This is a genomic window from Klebsiella sp. P1927 (genome assembly GCF_018204675.1).
Classification (GTDB): Bacteria; Pseudomonadota; Gammaproteobacteria; order Enterobacterales; family Enterobacteriaceae; genus Klebsiella; species Klebsiella pneumoniae.
Genome location: NZ_CP073377.1, coordinates 1,346,366 through 1,369,881, shown reverse-complemented (window position 1 = coordinate 1,369,881; position 23,516 = coordinate 1,346,366). Strand labels below are relative to the sequence as shown.

Annotated in this window: 18 protein-coding genes and 1 pseudogene; 7 read left to right on the top strand and 12 right to left on the bottom strand. The window is 57.2% G+C overall.

The window, feature by feature from the left end; genetic code table 11:
- Positions 1-19 precede the first annotated feature (19 nt).
- On the top strand, positions 20-1,765 hold the full coding sequence (dld, locus tag KB892_RS06930; protein ID WP_002912827.1) for a D-lactate dehydrogenase: 1,746 nt from the start codon (positions 20-22) through the stop codon (positions 1,763-1,765).
- Between the two features lie 85 nt (positions 1,766-1,850).
- On the top strand, positions 1,851-2,405 hold the full coding sequence (locus tag KB892_RS06925) for a GNAT family N-acetyltransferase (RefSeq protein ID WP_002912829.1): 555 nt from the start codon (positions 1,851-1,853) through the stop codon (positions 2,403-2,405).
- 164 nt (positions 2,406-2,569) lie between these two features.
- On the opposite strand, the gene KB892_RS06920 is transcribed toward KB892_RS06925, so the two are convergent.
- The 3 genes from KB892_RS06920 to KB892_RS06910 form a co-directional block, all read right to left on the bottom strand.
- Positions 2,570-3,933 (bottom strand): IS3-like element ISKpn1 family transposase gene (locus KB892_RS06920; protein ID WP_085955203.1). Its coding sequence is split into 2 segments (ribosomal slippage): positions 2,570-3,465 and positions 3,465-3,933, totalling 1,365 coding nucleotides; the frame shifts between segments, so codons are not numbered across the junction.
- Between the two features lie 848 nt (positions 3,934-4,781).
- Entirely contained in the window at positions 4,782-5,732 is a 951-nt protein-coding gene (gene pbpG, locus KB892_RS06915) for a D-alanyl-D-alanine endopeptidase (RefSeq protein ID WP_004180615.1), read from the bottom strand.
- A gap of 188 nt (positions 5,733-5,920) precedes the next feature.
- Positions 5,921-6,508 (bottom strand): Yip1 family protein, encoded by a 588-nt coding sequence (locus tag KB892_RS06910; RefSeq protein WP_004144230.1) that lies wholly within the window; start codon positions 6,506-6,508, stop codon positions 5,921-5,923.
- Between the two features lie 154 nt (positions 6,509-6,662).
- Between KB892_RS06910 and KB892_RS06905 the strand changes: the two genes are divergently transcribed.
- The gene (locus KB892_RS06905; RefSeq protein ID WP_002912833.1) at positions 6,663-7,232 is read left to right on the top strand and encodes a DedA family protein; all 570 of its coding nucleotides are present in this window, start codon (positions 6,663-6,665) and stop codon (positions 7,230-7,232) included.
- A gap of 33 nt (positions 7,233-7,265) precedes the next feature.
- On the opposite strand, the gene mdtQ is transcribed toward KB892_RS06905, so the two are convergent.
- The 6 genes and pseudogenes from mdtQ to dusC all read right to left on the bottom strand — a co-directional run bounded on the left by mdtQ (position 7,266) and on the right by dusC (position 16,034).
- On the bottom strand, positions 7,266-8,705 hold the full coding sequence (gene mdtQ / locus KB892_RS06900; protein ID WP_004149095.1) for a multidrug resistance outer membrane protein MdtQ: 1,440 nt from the start codon (positions 8,703-8,705) through the stop codon (positions 7,266-7,268).
- Between the two features lie 271 nt (positions 8,706-8,976).
- Positions 8,977-10,371, bottom strand: a complete 1,395-nt coding sequence (locus KB892_RS06895; protein WP_004149097.1) for a glycoside hydrolase family 1 protein — start codon at positions 10,369-10,371, stop codon at positions 8,977-8,979.
- A gap of 15 nt (positions 10,372-10,386) precedes the next feature.
- Positions 10,387-12,361 (bottom strand): annotated as a pseudogene (gene bglF / locus KB892_RS06890) (PTS beta-glucoside transporter subunit IIABC).
- A gap of 30 nt (positions 12,362-12,391) precedes the next feature.
- Positions 12,392-13,225 carry a transcriptional antiterminator BglG gene (gene bglG / locus KB892_RS06885; RefSeq protein WP_002912842.1) on the bottom strand — a complete coding sequence of 278 codons (834 nt, stop codon included), beginning with the start codon at positions 13,223-13,225 and terminating at the stop codon, positions 12,392-12,394.
- A 155-nt stretch (positions 13,226-13,380) separates the two neighbouring features.
- Positions 13,381-14,745, bottom strand: coding sequence for a carbohydrate porin (locus KB892_RS06880; RefSeq protein ID WP_004175080.1), 1,365 nt, complete (start codon positions 14,743-14,745; stop codon positions 13,381-13,383).
- Between the two features lie 356 nt (positions 14,746-15,101).
- The gene (gene dusC, locus KB892_RS06875) at positions 15,102-16,034 is read right to left on the bottom strand and encodes a tRNA dihydrouridine(16) synthase DusC (RefSeq protein WP_002912862.1); all 933 of its coding nucleotides are present in this window, start codon (positions 16,032-16,034) and stop codon (positions 15,102-15,104) included.
- A 357-nt stretch (positions 16,035-16,391) separates the two neighbouring features.
- Here dusC and KB892_RS06870 point away from each other — a divergent pair, with 357 nt between their 5' ends.
- The 4 genes from KB892_RS06870 to sanA all read left to right on the top strand — a co-directional run bounded on the left by KB892_RS06870 (position 16,392) and on the right by sanA (position 19,486).
- A complete protein-coding gene (locus KB892_RS06870) occupies positions 16,392-16,790 on the top strand; it encodes a CidA/LrgA family protein (RefSeq protein WP_002912865.1) in 399 nt (132 codons plus the stop codon).
- Positions 16,787-17,482 carry a CidB/LrgB family autolysis modulator gene (locus KB892_RS06865; protein ID WP_002912867.1) on the top strand — a complete coding sequence of 232 codons (696 nt, stop codon included), beginning with the start codon at positions 16,787-16,789 and terminating at the stop codon, positions 17,480-17,482. Before KB892_RS06870 ends, KB892_RS06865 begins: the two co-directional genes overlap by 4 nt.
- Positions 17,483-17,609: 127 nt before the next feature.
- Positions 17,610-18,494 (top strand): cytidine deaminase, encoded by an 885-nt coding sequence (gene cdd / locus KB892_RS06860; RefSeq protein WP_002912869.1) that lies wholly within the window; start codon positions 17,610-17,612, stop codon positions 18,492-18,494.
- 275 nt (positions 18,495-18,769) lie between these two features.
- Positions 18,770-19,486 carry an outer membrane permeability protein SanA gene (gene sanA, locus KB892_RS06855; protein WP_004211527.1) on the top strand — a complete coding sequence of 239 codons (717 nt, stop codon included), beginning with the start codon at positions 18,770-18,772 and terminating at the stop codon, positions 19,484-19,486.
- Between the two features lie 70 nt (positions 19,487-19,556).
- Here the strand turns inward: sanA and mglC are convergent, their stop codons facing one another.
- The 3 genes from mglC to mglB form a co-directional block, all read right to left on the bottom strand.
- Positions 19,557-20,567 (bottom strand): galactose/methyl galactoside ABC transporter permease MglC, encoded by a 1,011-nt coding sequence (gene mglC, locus KB892_RS06850; protein WP_002912871.1) that lies wholly within the window; start codon positions 20,565-20,567, stop codon positions 19,557-19,559.
- Positions 20,568-20,582: 15 nt separating this feature from the next.
- Complete coding sequence (gene mglA, locus KB892_RS06845) at positions 20,583-22,103, bottom strand: galactose/methyl galactoside ABC transporter ATP-binding protein MglA (protein ID WP_004175074.1); 1,521 nt, start codon at positions 22,101-22,103, stop codon at positions 20,583-20,585.
- 118 nt (positions 22,104-22,221) lie between these two features.
- Positions 22,222-23,220: a galactose/glucose ABC transporter substrate-binding protein MglB gene (mglB, locus tag KB892_RS06840; protein ID WP_002912878.1), complete on the bottom strand. Its 999-nt coding sequence runs from the start codon at positions 23,218-23,220 to the stop codon at positions 22,222-22,224.
- Between the last annotated feature and the right edge of the window lie 296 nt (positions 23,221-23,516).

Genomic DNA, 23,516 nt, shown 5'->3' with positions numbered 1-23,516 from the left:
CCACCACAAGGAGTGGAACATGTCATCTGCACCCACTGACACCCATAAAACGTTTCTGGCTGACCTGGCGCGCCTGGTTGGCCCTTCGCATCTGCTGACCGACCCGGCAAAAACCCAGCGCTACCGCAAAGGCTTCCGCTCCGGTCAGGGCGAGGCGCTGGCGGTTGTCTTTCCCGGTACCCTGCTGGAGCTCTGGCGCGTGCTCAACGCCTGCGTAGACGCCGATAAAATTATTCTGATGCAGGCGGCCAACACCGGCCTGACCGAAGGTTCGACCCCCAACGGCAATGATTACGATCGCGAGATCGTGATTATCAGCACCCTGCGCCTGGACAAACTGCATCTGCTGGACAAAGGCGAGCAGGTGCTGGCCTGGCCCGGCACCACCCTCTATTCGCTGGAAAAAGCGCTCAAACCGTTGGGACGCGAACCGCACTCGGTGATCGGTTCGTCATGCATCGGCGCATCGGTCATCGGCGGGATCTGCAACAACTCCGGCGGCTCGCTGGTGCAGCGCGGGCCGGCCTACACTGAGATGTCGCTGTTCGCGCAGATTGACGCCGACGGCAAGCTGAAGCTGGTCAATCATCTGGGCATCGATCTCGGCAGCACGCCGGAGCAGATCCTCAGCCGCCTCGATGACGAACGGATTAGCGATAGCGATGTCCTGCACGACGGCCGCCACGCCCACGATCACGACTATGTCACCCGCGTGCGCGATGTCGATGCCGACACCCCGGCGCGCTATAACGCCGACCCGGACCGCCTGTTCGAATCCTCCGGCTGCGCCGGCAAGCTGGCGGTTTTCGCCGTGCGTCTCGATACTTTCCCGGCGGAAAAGCGCCAGCAGGTGTTTTACATTGGCACCAACCAGCCGCAGGTATTGACCGAGATCCGCCGCCATATCCTCGCCGAGTTCCAGCATCTGCCGGTGGCGGGGGAATATATGCACCGCGATATTTACGATATCGCCGAGAAGTATGGCAAAGACACCTTCCTGATGATCGACAAGCTCGGCACCGACAAAATGCCGTTCTTCTTCACCATGAAGGGGCGCACCGACGCGATGCTGGAGAAAGTCTCGCTGTTTAAGCCGCACTTTACCGACCGCTTTATGCAGAAACTCGGCCACGTCTTTCCGGCGCATTTACCGGAGCGGATGAAAACCTGGCGTGATAAATATGAACATCATCTGCTGCTGAAGATGGCTGGCGACGGCATCGAAGAAGCGCAGCGTTGGTTGACGGAGTACTTTCAGCAGGCCGAGGGGGATTTCTTCGCCTGTACGCCGGAGGAAGGCAGCAAGGCGTTCCTCCATCGCTTTGCCGCCGCCGGCGCGGCAATCCGCTATCAGGCGGTGCATGCCGACGAAGTCGAAGATATTCTGGCGCTGGATATCGCCCTGCGGCGTAACGATACCGAGTGGTTCGAACATCTGCCGCCCGAAATCGACAGCCAGCTGGTGCATAAGCTCTACTATGGCCACTTTATGTGCCATGTGTTCCATCAGGATTATATCGTCAGGAAAGGGGTCGACGCCCACGCGCTGAAGGAAAAAATGCTGGAGTTACTGAAAGCGCGCGGCGCCCAGTACCCGGCGGAGCATAACGTGGGTCATCTGTATGAGGCCCCGGAGAGCCTGCAGCAGTTCTATCGCCAGAACGATCCGACCAACAGCATGAACCCGGGGATTGGTAAAACCAGCAAGCAGAAATACTGGGGTGAAGCGGCCCCGACGCCAGCCTCTCCGGCGGATCCGCAATAATCGACGGCAGGACTATTCAGCCTGGCGCTTCTGTATTACGCTGCACGCCGGAGAATGTTTCTCCGGCAGATTCAGGAGCGCCGCCATGCCCGCAGAGGCCCCGTTACTCGACAGTGATTTAGAAATTCGCGAAGCGCTGCCCGACGATGCGCACGCCATCGCCGCGCTGTATGTCTGGCACGTGCTTAATGGCCGCGCCTCCTTCGAAGAGATCCCCCCCACCGTTGACGAAATGCGTAAACGGATCCAGACCGTGCGCGACAACGGGCTGCCGTGGCTGGTAGCACTGTGGCGCGGGGCTATCGTCGGCTACTGCTATGCCACCTTCTATCGCCCGCGTCCGGCCTATCGCTACACCCTCGAGGAATCGATATACGTGGAATCCGGAATGGGCGGACGCGGCATCGGCAGCGCGCTGCTGTCCAGGCTAATCGCTGAGTGCGAGAAAGGCCCGTGGCGGCAGATGCTGGCGATCATCGGCGATGGCCATAACAATGCCGGCTCGCTGGCGATCCATAAAAAGTTCGGCTTTACCGTGGCGGGTCAGCTGCGCAGCGTCGGCTACAAGATGGGCGACTGGCGGGATACGTTGATTATGCAGCGCGCGCTGGGTGACGGCGACTGGACGCTGCCGGAGTGATATCCGGCGCCAAATCCCCGGCTCGCGGCGTAAACGCCTTAACCGGGCTACCGTTCAGCGCGGTTCCGTAGAGGCGTCAGCCGCCATCCTGCACAAACACCGGCACTCGGCCTGATTGCCCGGCGGCGCTGCTGGACTGACCCCATAAAGTTGGATGGTTCATATTAAGCGGCTCTCAGAGCCTGGGTTCGGTACTCTACCGGACTCAGGCCTTTTAATTTCAGGCTTATCCGCTCGTTGTTGTAGTAATGGATATAGTCCTCTACGGCTTTTCTTAGCGCACTGACACTCCTGAACTCCCTCAGATAAAAACACTCCGATTTCAGGGTCCCGAAGAAGTTTTCCATCACTGCATTATCCAGGCAGTTTCCTTTACGCGACATACTCTGCGTCATCCCATGCGCCTTTAAACGTTCCTGATAGCTCCTCATCCTGTAATGCCAGCCCTGATCCGAGTGCAGCAGCGGAGCATCTCCCGGTCTGAGCTTCGGGAACGCACCGTCCAGCATCGTATTCACCATCTCCATCACCGGCCTTTCCGACAGGCTGTAGGCGATAACCTCCCGGTTAAACAGATCGAGAACTGACGACAGGTAAAGCTTTTTTCCCTGTACCGGGAACTCTGTCACATCTGTTACCCATTTTTCGTTGGCTTTTGACGCACCGAAGTTCCGGCTCAGGATATTGGGCGCGGCCTCGCCCGTTCTCCCTTTCCAGGCACGATATTTTTTCGCCCTTATCACAGACCGGAGTGACAGTTCTGCCATCAGCCGCTGCACTGTTTTATGGTTTATCCGCAGCCCCTGTTTTCTCAGTGCGAGCGTGATCCTGCGGTAGCCATAACGACCTTTGTGATAGTGGTATATCTTCCTGATGTTCTCTTTAAGACCCGCATACCTGTCCCCTTGCTTCAGTGCATTCATATTGTAATACCACGTGCTACGGGACATACCGGCCGCCCGCAGAAGGTCCCGCAGAGCGTGTTCATGCCTTAGTTCACTGATTATCAGGGCTTTTTGCCATTTTTTTCGCTCTGAACCAAGGCTTTCAACTTTTTTAGATAGGCATTCTCTGCCCGCAGATAACGCAGTTCGGCCCTGAGCTCTTCGGGGGAGAGTTTTTCCAGCTCTTTATCTGTCAGTGGTGGGATATTTTTTGGCTTTGTCATTTGTCCGGGCCGTCCGCATTGCATGTTTAAAAGACCTTCCGCTCCGGCATCGTTGTACACGTCGAGCCAGCGCCGGACAAGTATTTCTGCGGAGAGATTAAACCGGGCAGCCGCTTCACGCATCGTCAGGCGGTCACTGATAACCGCCCGGACGACCACGAGTTTAAATTCATCGGAATAATGATTATTTTTTGCAGTCAGGCCTTCTGCACCGTGGAACTGCCATGCCCTGACCCAGCGACGGACAGATGTTCTTTCAATACCAAAAAGGTCGGCTGTACTCTGTTCTCCGTCTTTACCGGACAAATAATGATTAACCACAGCCAGTTTTGTTTCAGGGGAATACTTTGGTTTAGCCATAAAATTGCACCTTACTCAGTTGGGTGTCCAACTTTTGGGGTGCAGTCCACTGCGCTTGCCGGGCCTACGAAAGGGGCGAACCCGGTGCCAAATCACGTAGCCCGGATAAAGCGCGAGCCACCATCCGCCACAAACACCGGCACTCGGCCTGATTGCCCGGCGGCGCTGCGCTTGCCGGGCCTGCGAAGGGGATGAACCCGGCGCCAAATCACGTAGGCCGGATAAGGCGCGAGCCGCCATCCGGCACTCACGCGGCACGGTGTCGGGTATATTGTCCGGCGGCGCTGCGCTTGCCGGGCCTACGAAGGGGGCGAACCCGCCGCCAAATCACGTAGGCCGGATAAGGCGCGAGCCGCCATCCGCCACACACGCGGCACGGTGTCGGGTATATTGCCCGGCGGCGCTGCGCTTGCCGGGCCTGCGAAGGGGATGAACCCGGCGCCAAATCATGTAGGCCGGATAAGGCGCGAGCCGCCATCCGGCACAAACACCGGCACTCGGCCTGATTGCCCGGCGGCGCTGCGCTTGCCGGGCCTACGAAGGGGATGAACCCGGCGCCAAATCACGTAGGCCGGATAAGGCGCGAGCCGCCATCCGCCACAAACACCGGCACTCGGCCTGATTGCCCGGCGGCGCTGCGCTTGCCGGGCCTACGAAAGGGGCAAACCCGGCGCCAAATCACGTAGGCCGGATAAGGCGCGAGACGCCATCCGGCACACACGCGGCACGGTGTCGGCTATATTGCCCGGCGGCGCTGCGCTTGCCGGGCCTGCGAAGGGGGCAAACCCGGTGCCAAATCACGTAGCCCGGATAAGGCGCAATGCGCCGCCATCCGTGAGACATGCAGATTAATCGTTCTGCGCGGTCTGCGCGCCGCCTTTCAGCATCGCCTCCGCCATCTGCGCTTCGCGCTGCTTTTTATAGCTCAGCGCCGAGGCGGGTACCGGCATTACCTTCCCGGTTTCAATCCAGGTCCGCAAGCGGCTGGCGTCAGCGAAGTGGGTATATTTGCCGAAGGCATCCATCACCACCAGCGCCACCGGACGTTGGTTAATCACCGTGCGCATAATCAGGCAGTGGCCGGCAGCGTTGGTGAAACCGGTTTTGGTCAGCTGAATGTTCCAGTTATCGCGATACACCAGATGGTTGGTGTTGCGGAACGGCAGGCTGTAGGCCGGATGGGCGAAGGTGGCGGTCTCTTCTTTGGTGGTGCTCAGCTGGCCGATCAGCGGATACTGCTCGCTGGCGATCAGCAGTTTGGTCAGATCGCGGGCGGTGGAGACGTTATGCACCGACAGGCCGGTGGGCTCCACGTAGCGGGTATGGGTCATGCCCAGCGCCTGGGCTTTGGCGTTCATCGCGCGAATAAAAGCGTCGTAGCCGCCCGGATAGTGATGCGCCAGGCTGGCGGCCGCGCGGTTCTCGGAAGACATCAGCGCCAGCAGCAACATATCGCGGCGACTAATCTGGCTGTTGAGGCGCACGCGGGAGTAGATCCCCTTCATTTCCGGCGTATGGCTGATATCCACCGTCAGCATCTCATCCAGCGGCAGATGGGCATCGAGCACCACCATGGCGGTCATCACTTTGGTGATCGACGCCATCGGGCGCACCAGATCAGGCTGGCTGGCATAAATGATTTTTTTCGTGGCCAGATCGACGATCATGGCGCTGCCGGAGGCAATTTCCGGCTGCGAGGCGGTCACCGCCGTCGGGGTTTTTGCTAACGCCTGGGGCGCAAAAGGCACAGCCAGCAGCAAGGTCAGGCTGAGCAAAGAGACTCGAAATTTCGGCATCATGGGCATTCTGAAAAGTATTTTTGCACGTTATGGAACGTACGCCGCGAGGTTAAGTGGGCAACTTCGCTGGCAAACGCCATCATACCGCGCCGTAAGGCCCTGTGCCTAATAAGAATCGTGAAGAAATGCTGCATTGCCGACATAAAATACATATTTGCCGGCAATGCATATTTACCCGTGCCGCCCGATCAGAAGAGTCGGTAGCCATACCCCCAGAGCACCACGGTGATGGCCAGCAGCACTTCCAGCACCAGTACCCCAATAGCTAGCGTCGAGCTGGCAAAGCTTAACCCCTCTTCCCGATTAATGCTCAGGAAGGTCGGAATGCCGAGATACAGCAGATACCCGGTATAGAACAGCGCAATAGTACCGACCAGCGCGCACAGCCAGACCAGCGGATAGAGCGCCACAATCCCGCTCAGAAACAGCGGGGTGGCGACGTAGCCGGCAAACACCATGCAGCGTTTCAGGGAAGGCTGCTGCGGATACTGCCTCGCCATCCACCAGATGACCCGCCCCATGATCGCCACCCCGGCGAGCATCACGGCGTAAAACAGCACCGCCAGCGCCAGTCCGGTCAGCATCGACAGTTTAATCACGGTGCCATCGCCGAAGTTCCAGCCCAGCTGCGTGGTGCCGATAAAGGCGCAGACTACCGGAACCGCCGCCATCAGCAGCACATGATGCGTATAGTGATGAGAAATGGTTTCATTCTCGCTCTTAATCACGCTCATTTCCCGGTTGGGATGAGCGAAGAGCCCCCAGACATGGTTCATAGCGTCCCCCTTGTCACGGCTTCGTACTGCACTGATCCAAGTATAATTCACCCTGTAGATTATTTTATGTACAGCACAGAAAATTCTGCGTCGCCGCGTTTTGGTCAGCAGGGTGTATGATTAAGAGGTGATGAGGTAAGGAGAAAAGCTTTTTATGGATATCAATCACCTGATTTCCCAGTATGGCTACGCGGCGCTGATCGTCGGCAGCATGGCGGAAGGTGAGACCATTACCCTGCTGGGCGGCGTCGCGGCGCATCAGGGGCTACTGAAATTTCCCCTGGTGGTGATCGCCGTCGCCCTCGGCGGGATGATTGGCGATCAGCTGCTCTATCTGGTCGGTCGCCGCTTCGGGGGACGCATCCTGCGCCGTTTCGCCAGTCAGAAAGCGCGGATCCGTAAAGCGCAGCGTATGATCCAGCACCGGCCGTGGCTGTTTGTCATCGGCACCCGCTTTATGTATGGCTTCCGGGTAATCGGCCCCCTGCTGATCGGCGCCAGCCGCCTGCCGCCGCGCATTTTCCTGCCGCTGAATATTGTCGGAGCGCTGGTGTGGGCCCTGCTGTTTACCACCATTGGCTATCTCGGCGGCGAGGTGGTTGGCCCGTGGCTGCATCATCTGGACGCCCATCTGAAGCACTGGATCTGGCTGATCCTCGCGGTGGTGGTGGTGGTGGCCGCCCACTGGTGGCTCAGGCGGCGCGAGAGTAAGAAGAAAGACTAAGCGGCGCGCCCGCGGGCGCACCGTGGTTGGCGGTTACTTCACCGTCTGGTGGTAGCCGCCGCCGAGGGCCGAGGTCAGTTGAATGCTGGCGTCAATCCACTGGCCGTGCAGGCGCAATGCGGTGATCCGTTCCTGCAGCGCCGGGAGCTTCGCCATACTGACTCTGGAGCCAGGTAAGATCCCTGCCGCCATTCGGGCCTGCGCCAGATCTACTACCCGCTGAGCGTCTTTTTCAACCTGCTGCTGCTGCTGGCTTTTGGCCATTAATGTTTCGACCTGGCTGGCGGTTTTCGCCACCTGGTTAACGGCATCCACCACCGCTTTGTTGTACTGGGCGATCGACAGGCTATTCTGCGCGCTGGCGATATCCAGGTTGGCGTTAAGGCGGCCGCTGTCAAAGATCGGCAGCGTCAACCCGGCAGTAACGCCCATCTGCTGCGCCGAATGGCGGAAAAGATCGCTTAAGTGCAGGGCATCCTGCTGCAGGAACGCCATCAGATTGATGTCCGGATAAAACGCCGCTTTCGCCGCGTCCACTTCGCTCAGGGACGCCTCAATATACCAGTGGGCGACCTGCAGATCCGGGCGGCGCGCCAGCAGCTCATAGCCGAGGGTATCTGGCAGCTGCGCGCTGACCGTTGGCAGGCTTGCGGGTTTGAGGTTTAGCGACTGGCTCTGGCTGTTGGTCAGGGCCATCAGCCGCGCTTCAATCTCTTTCATCGTGCCCGTCACGTCCGCCAGCTGCTGGTCGGTTTTGCTGACGTTAATATCGTTCTCCGCCCCTTCGGCGGAGTTAGTGATCCCGCGCTGATACAGGGCCTTGTCGACCGTCACAATATTATTTTGCTCGTTTTTCACCTGCTGCAGCACCGCTTTGATCGCCGCTTCCGTCTGCCACTGCCAGTACAGACGCGCCACGCTGCCGGAGAGCAGCTCACGGGTCTGGGCCTGTTCAGCAACCTGGGCTTTCAGCTCGCCGATACGCGCTTTCACCAGCGCACGGTTTTTTCCCCACAGATCGAGATCCCAACCGGCGGTCAGGCCAAAGGTACCGTTGGTGTACCACGGGCCGGTATTGCCGTCGGTGTCGGTAGCAAACGGTCCCATCAGGCCTTCGGCCGACATGCGCTGGCGTTCAATATCGGCGGAGAAATCCATCTCCGGGCCAAGATTCGCCTGCGACATTCGCGCCTGCGCTTCGGCAAGCCTGATGCGCTGTTCGGCAATCTGCATATCCGGCGCGTTGGCCAACGCTCGCTGAATCAGATTATTAAGCTGTGGGTCATGGTAATCTTTCCACCAGTCAGTCTGCGGCCAGCCATTTTTCACGGCGGCAGGGAGATCCATGGAAACATGGGAGGCCGGAATTTGCTGCTGCGGCGGATTAGCAACCTCATGAGATGGCGCGCAGCCAGCCAGCGCGATGGCCAGGGGCAATGCCGCCAGCACGCTTTTATTTAATATCAATTTCATTGGACAGGTCAGATAACTTAATCAGGTTGGTTATCATAAGTTAATTGAATTAAACGCGTTTAGTAAAGCGTGTGACTAAATTATTAGTTTGCTAAAAATAAACAACCTTATCAATTCAAGGGATGAATATAAGCCGGCATCTTTTAACGAGCCGCACCTCTTTTCCACCCTGCCCGCTCTGGATGAAGAGAAAGAACCTCCGATGACCTTTTTACTGCGCGCGCGTAAACCGGGCTAACCCCCCGCCCGGCGATGGCCGGGCGGGCATCCTTTAGGCTTTCAGGCTGGCGCCGCGGCTGGCAATCACCTCTTTATACCAGCCAAAGCTCTTCTTCTTACTGCGCGCCAGGGTGCCGGTACCGTCATCATGGCGGTCGACATAGATAAAGCCGTAGCGCTTCGACAGCTCCGCCTTTGAGGCGCTCACCAGGTCAATCGGTCCCCAGCTGGTAAAGCCCATCAGCTCAACGCCATCGTCAATGGCTTCCCGCGCCTGCACCAGGTGGTCGTTCAGGTAACTGATGCGGTAGTCATCGTTAATGCTGCCGTCGGCTTCCACCTTATCTTTGGCGCCCAGACCGTTTTCCACGATAAACAGCGGCTTCTGGTAGCGATCCCACAGCACGTTCAGCAGCGTGCGCAGGCCCAGCGGGTCTATCTGCCAGCCCCACTCCGAGCTCGCCAGGTGCGGGTTCGGCACCATGCTGAGAATATTGCCGCGCGCCTGCTGGTTCAGCGCCTCGTCGGCGGTGACGCAGCCGGTCATGTAGTAGCTGAAGGAGATAAAGTCGACGGTGGTTTTTAGCGCTTCACGATCGGCGTCGGTGATGGTGAGCGTGATGCCGTTGTCACGGAAATAGCGCTGCATATAGCCCGGGTACGCGCCGCGCGCCTGTACGTCGCCGAAGAACTGCCAGCTGCGGTTCTCCTGCAGCGTCTCAAACACATCCTCCGGTTTGCAGCTCAGGGGATACATCAGCCCGCCGAGCAGCATATTGCCGATTTTGCCCTCAGGCACCAGCTCATGACAGGCTTTGACCGCCAGCGCGCTGGCCACCAGCTGGTGGTGAATCGCCTGATACACCTCGCCTTTGCTGCTGCCGGCCGGCAGGCCGACGCCGGTCATCGGGGCATGTAGCGACATATTGATTTCGTTAAAGGTCAGCCACAGTTTGACCTTATTTTTATAGCGGCTGAACACCGTCCGGGCGTAGCGCTCAAAGAAGCCAATCACCTCCCGGCTGCCCCAGCCGCCGTAGTTTTTTACCAGCGCCCATGGCATTTCATAATGCGACAGCGTCACCAGCGGGGTGATGTTGTGCTTCGCCATCTCGTCGAACAGCTTGTCGTAGAACGCGAGGCCGGCTTCGTTCGGCTCGGCGTCGTCGCCGTTGGGGTAGATGCGGGTCCAGGCGATAGAGACTCGCAGGCAGTTAAAGCCCATCTCGGCAAACAGGGCGATATCTTCCGGATAGCGATGGTAAAAATCGATCGCCACATCTTTTATGCCGCTGTCGCCTGGTACGCGCTCGACCACTTCGCCGAAAACGCCGTGCGGCTGCACATCGGAGGTGGATAAGCCTTTGCCATCTTCCAGATAAGCACCTTCCACCTGATTGGCCGCGGTCGCGCCGCCCCATAAAAAATCCGTCGGGAATGTTTTCATCTTTTTCTCCTGTGATTAATGGCTGACTGACAACAGCGGCTGACCGGCTTCGACGGTGCTGGACGCCACCGTATCAATCTCCCGGTAGTCGTCGCTGTTGCTGATAATGATCGGGGTCGCCAGGTCGTAGCCGGCGTCCAGAATCGCCTGGCGATCAAACTCAATCAGCAGATCGCCGGCCTGTACCCTGTCGCCCTCTTTCACATGCGCGGTAAAGGGCACGCCGTCGAGTTTGACCGTGTCGATGCCGACGTGGATCAGCAGCTCAATGCCGCTGTCGCTTTGCAGGCCGATGGCGTGTTTAGTCTGAAACAGGGAGGCCACTTCGCCCGGGAACGGGGCAATCACTTGGCCCACCGCCGGGATAATGGCGACCCCTTTACCCAGCAGGCCGCTGGCGAAGGTGCTATCCGGCACCTGCTCGAGGGCGATAACGCTGCCGCTCATCGGCGCCAGAATATCGTTTGCCGAGGCCGGGGCTACCGTCACGGCGCCCGGTGCAGCGCTGGCGCGCGGCAGGCCGGCGAAGAAGGTCAGCACGCAGGCGAGCACGAAAGCCACGCCGGTGCCGATAAGCCCGCCCCAGACGCTGGCGTCAATCCCGCCGGGCGGGATCATCTGCGCCGGGAAAAAGATATTCGGCACGCCGAACGAGTAAGCATGACTATTACTGAAGGCGGTGATCGCCCCGCCGATGGCGCCGGCGATACAGCCGAAGATAAACGGACGACGCAGCGGCAGGGTCAGACCATAGATAGCCGGCTCGGTGATGCCAAACAGCCCCGCAGAGAAGGCGGAACCGGCCAGCATCCGCTGACGCGCATCGCGGGTGGCCAGCAAAATCCCCAGAACCGCCCCCACCTGGGCAATCACCGCCGGAAGAATAATCGGCAGCATGGAGTCGTGACCAAGTACCGTCATGTTGTTGATCATCAACGGCACCAGCCCCCAGTGCAGGCCGAAAATAACGCACACCTGCCACATGGCGCCCAGTACCGCGCCCGCCAGCCATGGGGCAAATGCATAAATGAACTGGTAGCCGTTGGCCAGCAGATGGCTCAGCCAGGTGGCGACCGGGCCAATCACCAGGAAGGTGAGCGGGACCACCACCGCCAGGCAGATCGCCGGGCTGAAGAAGTTTTTCATCGATGACGGCAACAGCGCATTGCTCTTGCGCTCCAGCCAGCAGGAGACCCATGAGGCGAGAATAATCGGGATCACTGATGAGCTGTAGTTGATAAAGGTCACCGGAATGCCGAGAAAGTGCTCCACCGCCGCGCCCGGCGCCTGGCTGGCCTCAAAGGCCTGAATCATCAGCGGGTGGGTTAACGCCCCGCCAATCACCATCGAGATAAACGGGTTGCCGCCAAACTTCTTCCCGGCGGTATAGCCAAGAAACAGCGGGAAGAAAAAGAACAGCGCGTCGCTGGCGGCAAACCAGATTTTATAAGTCCCCTGCTCCGGCGTAAGCCAGCCGCAGGTCACCGCCAGCGCCAGCAGGCCTTTCAGCAGACCGGTTGCCGCCATCACGCCGATAAACGGTGTAAAAATGCCGGAGATGATGTCGATAAGCTGGCTTAACACCGATCCTTTGGCCGCTTTTTCCTCGGCAACCGGTTCGCTGTCATCGCTTAACCCCGCCTCCTGGCGCACCGCCAGCCAGACGTCGTGAACGTGGTTGCCAATCACCACCTGAAACTGGCCGCCGCTCTCCACCACCATAATCACGCCCGGATTGGCCTTCAGCCCTTCGGCATCGGCTTTGCCGTTATCCTTCAGTTTAAAACGCAGACGTGTCGCACAGTGAACCAGACTCACAATGTTCTCTTTGCCGCCGACGCGGTTGAGAATATCCTGCGCGAGTGCTTTATATTCCATGCTCTTTTCCTTACTGCCGCTGCCCGCAGACAACCGGCGACTGAGTAGTAAAAAATAAAAAAACCCGAGAACCACGCCGGTGGGCGTCGCGCTCAGGTTTTGCCTGCATCATGCAGTAACAATCCAGTTTTGTTGGGGAGAATTAACGCCCCTCTTTTCTTACCCGTTCGATATGAATGGCAAGAAACATAATTTCTTCGGTGGTCAGCGACCGCTGATACTGCTTTTGCAGATGCGTCGCCACCGTTTCCGCACACTTCCACGCTTTGGCGTAGTTATCTTTCACCGCGCTGTGCAGCGAGACGTCGTCATCTTCCACCACCGTGCGCGTCAGCATCCGCTGGGCGAAAAACTTCAGGTGGGTGACGAAACGCTGATAGCTCAGCGACTCTTCATCGTAGTTAAGCTGCAGCTGATACTTCACCAGCTGCAGGATCTCCTGCATCACCCGGGTCACGTGCATGACCTCCGGCATTTCGCTGTTGAGCTGCGCCGTCACCAGATGCAGGGCGATAAATCCGGCTTCGTCCTCCGCCAGCTCCACGCCGAGCCTTTTGGCAATGATGGCCCTTGCCTCCTGGCCCAGCGCGAACTCCTTCGGATACAGCCGCTTAATCTCCCACAGCAGCACGTTACGCAGTGCGATGCCCTTTTTCTGCCGCTCGATAGCAAAATGACAGTGATCCGTTAATGTGATGTACAAACTTTCCTGTAACTTGCCCAGCCGTCCGCGTGCCAGGTCGATAATGCGATCGCAGGTGGTCATCACTTCTAACGGTATCTGACTGAGCAGCTCGCCTAAGCGGCCGACCAGCTCATCGCTTTGTAAGGCGAAAACTTTTTCAATTTTACTGTCGTCCAGCACGTCGCCCGGGCGTTTCTGAAAGGCCAGCCCTCGCCCCATCACCACCTGTTCGCGCCGGTGCTCGTCGAGAACCACCACCACATTGTTATTGAGTACTTTGGCGATTTGCATATAGACCCCAGAAACAAAAAAACCTGACCCCCGACGAAACGCCAGGTGATCAGGTTTTGCCTGCCGCAGCAGTTGCAATCCAACACCCGCACTGTAACAACTTCTGCTGCGCGCTCAACCTGACAAGTGAAAAAACGTGATTAAGATCGCGACTATCAGAAGGTCACGACGGTTTTCCACTCCACTACCCACGCATCCTGGGTCTGCGCGACGCCGCCCGGACGGTGCCAGTACTGCAGGCCCGGCTGCAGCTCCAGCCAGGAGACCGGGCGGAAGCGATAATAGAGCTCACCGTTCAGCGAATGACCGGCCACCGGCTGGTAAGCCGGATCGTTATAGTCGGTGGCGCCGCTTATCTGATTCATATAGCGCTGATTACGTGCGTAGTGGCTGCTCATGTCGATCCACGTCAGGCCGAAGCCAATCCAGTCCTCCGGGCGGGCGTCAAACAGACCGCGGTAGCGCATGGAGGCGGCGACGGCGGAGTGGATATAGTTGCTGCGCTGGTCGCTGAGGCTGCCGCTCAGTGAGACGCTCATCCCCCGCAGCGGGTCGTCGGCGTGGCGGGTGATCTGCTGGTTCAGGCCGGCGTACATAAACCAGGTGCTATCGTGCTCGGCGTAACCTTGCGGATCGGTCGCCCCGGCGCCGCCGGATTTACCGCTGTAGAGGTCGCTCTGCGGCGCGTTAGTCCAGACCACGCCAAGGTTATAGGCTCCCGGCAGGCCATTAATCAGCGGACGGGTTTCGATCTCCATCGGCAGTAAGATGCCTTTGCTACCCTTCGTCGACCAGCTCCACGCGTGGCTGCGCGCGGTAGCCTGCGGGTTTTGCTCCATCACCCCGCCTTTCAGGGTGACCGTCGGCGTCAGCTTGTACTCCAGGGTGGTGCCCCAGGTGTGAATGTTCCAGTTATTCCAGGTCAGCGAGTTGGCCGATTTCCCACCGCACTGGGTCAGCAGCTGAAAATCGCAGGGAATGATCTGGTCGAAGGTTTGCACCTTGTTCATCATGCCGATGCGCCAGGTCAGGCGGCGGTCGTCAAAGCTGCGGGCAAAGGTGAGCCAGCCAAGGCGGGTAATCGACCCGCCGCCCCAGCTCTCCTGCGATAGATCGTTGAAACTCACCCGCGGATCCTGCAGCCGTTTCGTGGTGAGATTATCATCGTGGTTGCGGTTGACGATGTTGCCTTCGAGACGCGCATCCGGTATGCCGGTCCAGCGCTCCAGATCCTGGGTAAAGGTCAGCGCCACCTGGTCAATATAGGCCAGGTGTTTATCATGGTCATAACCGCCGCCGGCGTTGTAGGCCATCTCGTTAAGATAGCCGAGATTATAATGAAAGCCGTTTTCTTCAAGGATCGGACGAATGCCTAGCATATCGCCCAGCAGCCCTTGCTGCCCGGCTTCAAACCCCAGCGCGCTGCCGTTCCACGCCGGGATGTCCGCGGCGCTCACGGCAGGCGCCATGGCCGCCAGCATAGCGCCGATCAAAAGCTGATTTATTTTTTTGTTATGCATTGTGATATCCACCGTGACTGAATAAAAACAAAGGGGATCCCCAGGCTATTTATTTACCCGTTTTCTTTTTTTAAAAATGAATGGCAAAAAGCGTCCGTCGGTAATAAAACCGCGACAATGCCAGAGAAATCGTTATTCACATCTCATTGTTTTACATCATCATTTTATCCACCCTGAATTTTTACCAAAAAAAAACCTAAGCACTTTGCGCCACGAATGACGAAAGTGCTTAGGTTTTGCCTGAGTTCAGTAGCAATCCTGAATTGATTGACCGCACATTATCACTTTATTCAACCCATGCCTATCATCAACAGGCATGCAAGTAATAATATGTGAAGCGAATAACAGTATGGCGGTTAATAGCGGCCGATCGCCGCCGCTATTTCAGCAGACGTTTGCAGGGCGCGAATTTCATTAAACAGGGTCAGCGCCTCGGTATATTCCTTGCGTAAATAGCCTAACCACTGCTTAATTCTTGCCACATGATACAGGCCGGTATCACCCTGCTTTTCCAGGCGGGTATATTTTTGCAACAGCTGGACCACCTGCGGCCACGGCATGCGCGGTTCGTTGTATTTGATCACCCGGCTGAGGTTCGGCACATTGAGCGCCCCGCGGCCAATCATCACCGAATCGCAGCCGGTGACAGCCATACAATCCTGGGCGCTTTGCCAGTCCCAGATTTCACCGTTGGCGACCACCGGGATAGTCAGGCGCTGGCGGATCTCGCCGATCGCCTGCCAGTTGATGCGTTCGGCTTTGTAGCCATCTTCTTTGGTACGGCCGTGAACCACCAGTTCGCTGGCCCCCGCCTGCTGCACCGCGTCGGCGATTTCAAAGCGCCGTTCACCGCTGTCCCAGCCAAGACGAACTTTCACCGTCACCGGCAGATGCTCGGGAACCGCCTCTCGCATGGCTTTCGCGCCGCGATAGATCAACTCTGGATCTTTCAGCAGCGTTGCCCCGCCGCCGCTGCCGTTTACCAGCTTCGACGGACAGCCGCAGTTTAAATCCACCCCCCATGAACCCAGCGCCACCGCGCGGGCGGCATTTTCCGCCAGCCACTCGGGATATTGTCCCAGCAGCTGGACGCGTACGCGGGTTCCGGACGGCGTGCGGCTCTGGTGATGCAGTTCCGGGCATAGCCTGTAGAACGATTTTACCGGCAGCAGTTGATCCACCACGCGCAGAAATTCGGTGATGCAGAGATCGTAATCGTTAACCTCGGTCAGCAGCTCGCGCACCAGCGAATCGAGCACGCCTTCCATCGGCGCCAGTAGAACACGCATATCGTTACCCGAAAAAAAAAGAGGCGCTATGGTAGCGCCTCCGGGCGCTGGTTGAAAGCGCTCAATGCGTCGGACCAGACGCACGCCGTTCCCCGCACGCTCGATGCGGCAAAGCGGCGAGATAATCTCTATGCTTTACAGGGGTCTGTGGCGTCCCATTCGCCTTTATTTGCCGCGCCTCATCCAGCAAGGTAGCGTGGGGAGCGATCCCGCCTGAGCCGCAAGGTGTCGGGCCCTGACGGGTGAGACTATGGTTCCCGTAAGCTATCAGCGCTATGCATAGAATTCATGATGTGATCGGTAGCACATTTTAGGGATTAATTGTATGATGAATGCACTTCATCAAGGGTTATTACCATGAGTAAATCGCTGACTATTATCTGGCAGTACCTGCGGGCTTTCGTCCTGATTTACGCCTGCCTGTACGCCGGAATTTTTATCGCCGGGCTGCTGCCTATCACTATCCCCGGCAGCATCATCGGCATGCTGATCCTCTTCGTGCTGCTGGCGCTGCAAATTATGCCGCCGCAATGGGTCAACCCCGGCTGCAATATCCTGATCCGCTATATGGCGCTGCTGTTCGTGCCGATCGGCGTTGGGGTGATGCAGTACTGGGATCTGCTGCGCGCCCAGCTGGGGCCTGTCGTTATCTCCTGCGCCATCAGTACGCTGGTGGTGTTTGTAGTGGTGAGCTGGAGCTCCCATTTGGTGCATGGCGAACGTAAAGTGATTGGCCAAAAAGGAAAAGAAGAATGATGCATGAAATCTGGTGGTCGCTACCGCTAACCCTGATCGTCTTTTTTCTCGCCCGCAAACTGGCGGCCCGCTTTAAGTTCCCGCTGCTCAACCCGCTGCTGGTGGCGATGGTGGTGATTATTCCATTTCTTCTGCTGACCGGGATCTCCTATGAGCGTTATTTTGCCGGCAGCAAAGTCCTGAACGATCTGCTGCAGCCGGCGGTAGTGGCCCTTGCGTTCCCGCTGTATGAACAGCTGCACCAGATCCGCGCCCGCTGGAAATCTATCATTACCATCTGCTTTATCGGCAGCTGCGTGGCGATGATCACCGGCACCACCGTCGCTCTGCTGATGGGCGCCACGCCGCAAATCGCCGCCTCTATTCTGCCTAAGTCAGTCACTACGCCGATTGCTATGGCGGTTAGCGGCAGCATCGGCGGCATTCCGGCCATCAGCGCCGTGTGCGTAATTTTTGTCGGCATCCTCGGCGCGGTATTTGGGCATACGTTGCTTAACCTGATGCGCATTCGCACCAAAGCGTCGCGCGGCCTGTCAATGGGCACCGCCTCGCACGCCCTCGGCACCGCCCGCTGCGCCGAGCTGGACTATCAGGAAGGCGCGTTTAGCTCACTGGCGCTGGTGCTATGCGGGATCATCACCTCGTTGATGGCGCCGTTCTTATTTCCGCTGATCCTCGCAGTGGTAGGTTAATAGTGATTTAAAACACATTTTTTAATGCAACAAATCAGAGTTGCATAAAGAATGAGATATTCATCACATATGGAACCGCTGGCCGCCCGTACACTGGCTTCCCATTACACTGTTATGAGGCAACGCTATGCACTCACGTTTTCAAGCTGCTTTGACGACTCTGGCAGCAGATCTGCAGGCGGCCATCGCCCCGATGCTCGCCGACCCGCATTTCCCGGCGCTGCTCGAAGCCGATCAGGTGGCGACGCTGCAGCATGCGACAGGTCTGGACGAAGACGCGCTGGCTTTTGCGCTACTGCCGCTTGCCGCTGCCTGCGCGCGCCCCGACCTTTCTCATTTTAACGTCGGGGCTATCGCCCGCGGCGTCAGCGGCCGCTGGTACTTTGGCGGCAATATGGAGTTTCTCGGCGCTACCATGCAGCAGACCGTTCACGCGGAACAGAGCGCCATCAGCCACGCCTGGCTGCGCGGCGAGACCTCCCTGCGCGCTATCACGGTGAACTACACGCCGTGCGGTCATTGCCGTCAGTTTATGAACGAACTGAACAGCGGGCTGGCGCTGCGCATTCATCTGCCGGGTCGCGAAGCGCATGCCCTGGAGCACTATCTGCCGGACGCCTTTGGCCCGAAAGACCTGGAGATCAAAACCCTGCTGATGGATGAACAGGACCATGGCTTCCCGGTCAGCGGCGATGCCCTAACCCAGGCAGCTATTCAGGCCGCCAACCGCTGCCATGCGCCCTACAGCCACTCGCCTTCCGGCGTGGCGCTGGAGCTGAAAGACGGTACCATTTTCAGCGGTAGCTATGCGGAAAACGCAGCGTTCAACCCGACGCTGCCGCCGCTGCAGGGGGCGCTGAATCTCCTGAGCCTCAACGGCTATGATTATCCCGCTATCCAGCGGGCAATCCTGGCGGAGAAAGCCGACGCGGCGCTGATCCAGTGGGATGCCACCGTCGCCACCCTGAAGGCGCTGGGCTGCCACAATATTGAGCGCGTCCTGTTAGGTTGATCAGCCTGAGCAGATTGCCGGACGGCGTCTTCGGCTTATCCGGCCGACTTTTTATACCGTTAGGTGTCGGGTGGCGCTACGCTTACCCGACCTACGGTTCGCGCCATGGCGACCTGAAGATCCCTATGCCGGGTGTCGGCTCACGCCTTACCCGGCCTGCATTCGGCGATCTGTCTATATTGCTGAAAATCCCCGCAATCAAACGCGGGTTTCTTGCGCTTACCCGGCGGGTAAAGTAGCCTGAAGACTCCGTTGTCTATTATTGAGCCAAGTTCATGTTAAAGCGTGCGTTCTACAGCCTGTTAGTCCTGCTCGGCCTGCTGCTGTTGACCGTGCTGGGCCTTGACCGCTGGATGAGCTGGAAAACCGCGCCCTATATCTATGATGAACTGCAGGACCTGCCCTACCGTCAGGTCGGTGTGGTGCTGGGCACCGCCAAATATTACCGCACCGGCGTCATCAATCAGTATTACCGTTACCGCATCCAGGGTGCGCTGAACGCCTACAACAGCGGCAAGGTCAACTATCTCCTGCTGAGCGGCGATAATGCTCTGCAAAGCTACAATGAACCGATGACCATGCGTCGGGACCTGATTAAAGGCGGCGTCGATCCCGCGGATATCGTACTGGACTATGCCGGTTTCCGTACCCTCGACTCGATCGTCCGTACCCGGAAAGTGTTCGACACCAACGACTTCATTATCATCACCCAGCGCTTCCACTGCGAACGGGCGCTGTTTATCGCCCTGCATATGGGGATCCAGGCCCAATGCTACGCGGTGCCGTCGCCGAAGGATATGTGGAGCGTGCGGCTGCGCGAGTTCGGCGCCCGCTTTGGCGCGCTGGCGGACCTCTATATCTTCAAACGGGAACCGCGCTTTCTCGGCCCTCTCATCCCGATTCCGGCGCAGCAGCATGACGTGCCGGATGACGCCCAGTCCTACCCGGCCGTCACCCCGGAGCAGCTGCTGGAGTTGCAGAAAGGAAAGTAGCCTCCATCAACGCATTCGTTTCAGATATAAAAAAACCCGCGCCAGGCGCGGGTTTTTGATGCGTTCAATCTTATTTCTTACGGGCGTATTTCAGGGAGTCCAGCGCCACGGCGAAGATAATAATCGCCCCCTTAATAATGTACTGCCAGTAAGGGTTGACGCCGATATAGGTCAGGCCGTAGTTGATGACGGTGAAGATAATCACCCCGGTCACCACGCCAAACACCGTCCCTACCCCGCCGCTGAACGATACGCCGCCCACCACACAGGCGGCGATGGCGTCCAGTTCATACATAAAGCCGAGGTTATTGGTCGCCGAACCGATACGTCCGGCTTCCAGCAGGCCGCCGAAGGCGTAGAACACGCCGGAGAGGGCATAGATCATCAGCAGGTTTAACGCTACGTTAACCCCGGAGACCTTCGCCGCTTCCGGGTTACCGCCGATAGCGAAAATGTTTTTGCCAAAGCGCGTCTTGTTCCACAGGATCCAGACAAAGAAGACGGCAATCAGCGCGTAGAAGGTAATGTAGGACAGGCGGAAGGAGCCCAGCGCCACAAACCCCTGCGCGAAATGGGAGAAGTGGCTGTCGAAGCCGGAGATCGGCGACGCGCCCACGAAGTCGTAGTACAGCGAGTTAATGCCGTAGACGATAATCATGGTGCCGAGAGTGGTAATAAACGGCGTCACGTTCAGGTAGGCAATGACGATCCCGTTAATCAGGCCGATGACCGCCCCGATGGCGCACACCAGCAGGATCACCAGCGGGATCGGCATGGTCGCCATATCCGGGAATACTTTATTGGCATTATCCACCGCCTGCAGCATGGTGGCGGCAATCACCGCCGCCAGACCCACCTGACGGCCGGCGGAGAGGTCGGTCCCCTGCGTGACGATAAGTCCGGCCACGCCGAGGGCAATAATAATACGCACCGAGGACTGAGTCAGAATATTACTCAGGTTGAGCAGACTTAAAAATGTCGGATCCTGGAAAATAATAATGGCCAGCAGGACCAGAAGGACAACATATATCCCACCCTCTTTCAGGTAAGTGAGAAAACTCTTTTTATTTAACGCACTCATGTGAAGCCCCTGATCTTAAAGGTGCAATGACGCAAGACGCAGTATTTCGTTTTGCGTAGTGGTTTTAGTCTCAACAATGCCCGCGACCAGGCCGTTGCTCATCACCAGAATGCGGTCGGTAATCCCCAGCAGTTCCGGCATTTCGGAAGAAATAATAATGATCCCTTTGTCTTTTTTAGCCAGTTCGGCAATCAGCTGATAGATTTCAAACTTGGCGCCGACGTCGATACCGCGCGTTGGCTCATCCAGCATCAGGATCTCCGGCTGGGTCAGCAGCCAGCGGCCTATAATGACCTTTTGCTGGTTACCACCGGAAAGCGAGCCAATCTGCGTATGCTGACCGGGGGTTTTGACGCGCATCGAGTCAATAACCCATTGGGTATCGCTCTTCATTCGCGAGTTATCCAGCAAGCCGATGCTGTTTTTATATTTCTTAATATTGGAGATCAGCGAGTTAAATCCGATATCCAGATAGGCGTAAATCCCGGTAGAGCGCCGCTCCTCGGTCACCAGCGCAAAACCGTGGTTAATCGCCTCGTTGGCGCTGTGGTTGTTGATCTTCTTGCCGTGCAGCGTGATGGTGCCGCTGGCCTTCTCACGGATGCCGAACAGGGTCTCCACGATGTCGGTGCGTTTAGCGCCCACCAGGCCGGCGATACCGAGAATTTCGCCCTTATGCAGGTCAAAGGAGACATCGCGAATGGAGGGCTGGCGCAGCGAGGTGAGATTGCGCACCTGGAGGATCACTTCGCCCGGAGTGTTTTCGCGATCCGGAAAACGCTGGTTAAGCGAACGCCCGACCATCATGGCGATGATCTTATCCATATCCAGCCCTTCCAGCGGCTGGGTGGCGATCCACTGGCCGTCGCGCAGGATGGTTATTTCATCGCACAACTGGAAAATTTCTTCCATTTTATGCGAGATATAGACGATACCGCAGCCGCGATCTTTCAGCTTACGGATGATCTTAAACAGATGGTTGACCTCTTTTTCCGTCAGCGATGACGTCGGCTCATCCATGATGACGATTTTGGCGTCATAGGAAAACGCCTTCGCGATCTCAATCATCTGCATCTGAGATACCGATAAGGTACCGACGCGGGCGCGCGGATCGATATCAATATCCAGCTCATCAAAAATGGCCTTGGTATCCCGGTACATTTTGTCCTGATCGACAAACATGCCTTTAGTTGGATAGCGCCCGAGCCACATGTTATCCATGACCGAACGCTGTAATACCAGGTTTAATTCCTGATGCACCATCGAAATACCGTTTTCCAGGGCTTCTTTCGCCGAATGGAAATCGATCTCTTTTCCCTGAAAAAGAATGCTACCGGAATCTTTTTGATAGATCCCAAAAAGGCATTTTAATAATGTCGATTTACCGGCGCCGTTCTCACCCATTAACGCATGAATGGAGTGCGGACGAACCTTCAGGTTGACATTATCAAGAGCCTTGACGCCAGGAAACGATTTGTTGATGTTGCTCATCTCCAACAAATATTCGCCTGACCGTTCGCTATTATTGCTGACCATAGTTATACCTGGCTGCGTTCATGCAAGCCCCGTCCGGCGCACTAGCGCCAGCAGGAGTCTGGTTCTGTATCAGGAATAATCGGGCGTGGATAACCCACGCCCGCAACTCACATCACGATTATTTGCCGGTAAACTGGCTCAGGTTGTCTTTATCGACGCCCACGTAGGGGACGCGAACAATCTTGTTGTCAATTTTCCAGTTGGTGCCTGCCGCGGCGTCTTTCCCGTCGGCAAGGTTTTTCGCCAGCTCGAAGGTCGCTTTCGCCTGGTTGTTGGCATCGTTCAGCACAGTACCGGCCATCGCGCCGGATTTCACCAGCGCCAGGGCTTCCGGCAGGGCATCAACGCCGAACACCGGAATGCTGCTCTTGTTGTGCGCTTTCAGCGCTTCAACCGCGCCCATCGCCATGGCGTCGTTGTTAGCGATCACCACTTCAATCTTGTTGGCATTCGGGCCGGAGAGCCAGGCGTCCATTTTGTCTTTCGCCTGGGCGGTATCCCACATCGCGGTATCCAGCTGCAGCTGCTGGGTCTTCAGACCTTTATCATTCAGCTCTTTAATAACGTAAGTGGTACGCGCTTCCGCATCCGGATGGCCCGGCTCGCCTTTCAGCAGAACGTACTGGATCTGACCGTCTTTATTCAGATCCCAGTTCGGGTTGGCTTTCCAGTGCTTGGCGATCAGATCGCCCTGAATAATCCCGGACTCTTTCGAGTCGGTACCGACGTAATAAGCCTTGTCATAACTATCCAGCGCTTTGCGGGAAGGCTCTTTGTTGAAGAACACCACCGGAATATTCTGCCCGCGCGCCTTTTCAATCACCGTACCTGCGGCGGCCGGGTCAACCAGGTTAATCGCCAGCGCCTTCACGCCTTTCGCCAGCAGCACGTCAATCTGATCGTTTTGTTTCGACTGGTCGTTCTGCGAATCATTCATCAACAGCTGGACGTCTGGCGCGGATTTGCCATCTTTTTCAATCGCCTTACGCACTACCGACATAAAGTTGTCGTCATATTTATAAATCGTCACGCCGATACGGGTATCTGCTGCGTGTGCGGCGGCACCAAATAACAGACCAGCCATTACAGCAGACAGGGTAAACACCTTCTTATTCATGGAATCTCCGGTTTTATTATGCAGGGTCATTATTGTGAGAAAATGCAGGCGGGATTTGTTGCATTAGTGTTACCGCACAACGCATTTCACGACGAAAATTCGGTCTTCCGTGTCGGGTAACGCTCCAGAAAAATACGACTGTAAAACTCGTTTAACGCCTTGTTCCTACTAAATAAAGTGAGGAATATCCATCACCTCGTGGTTCAGACTGGTAAACGCTGCCATCATAATCAGGCGAATGTTAATATACTGTGAATTTACTCACAAATTGAAAGCGGTTACATCCCGCGATCGCG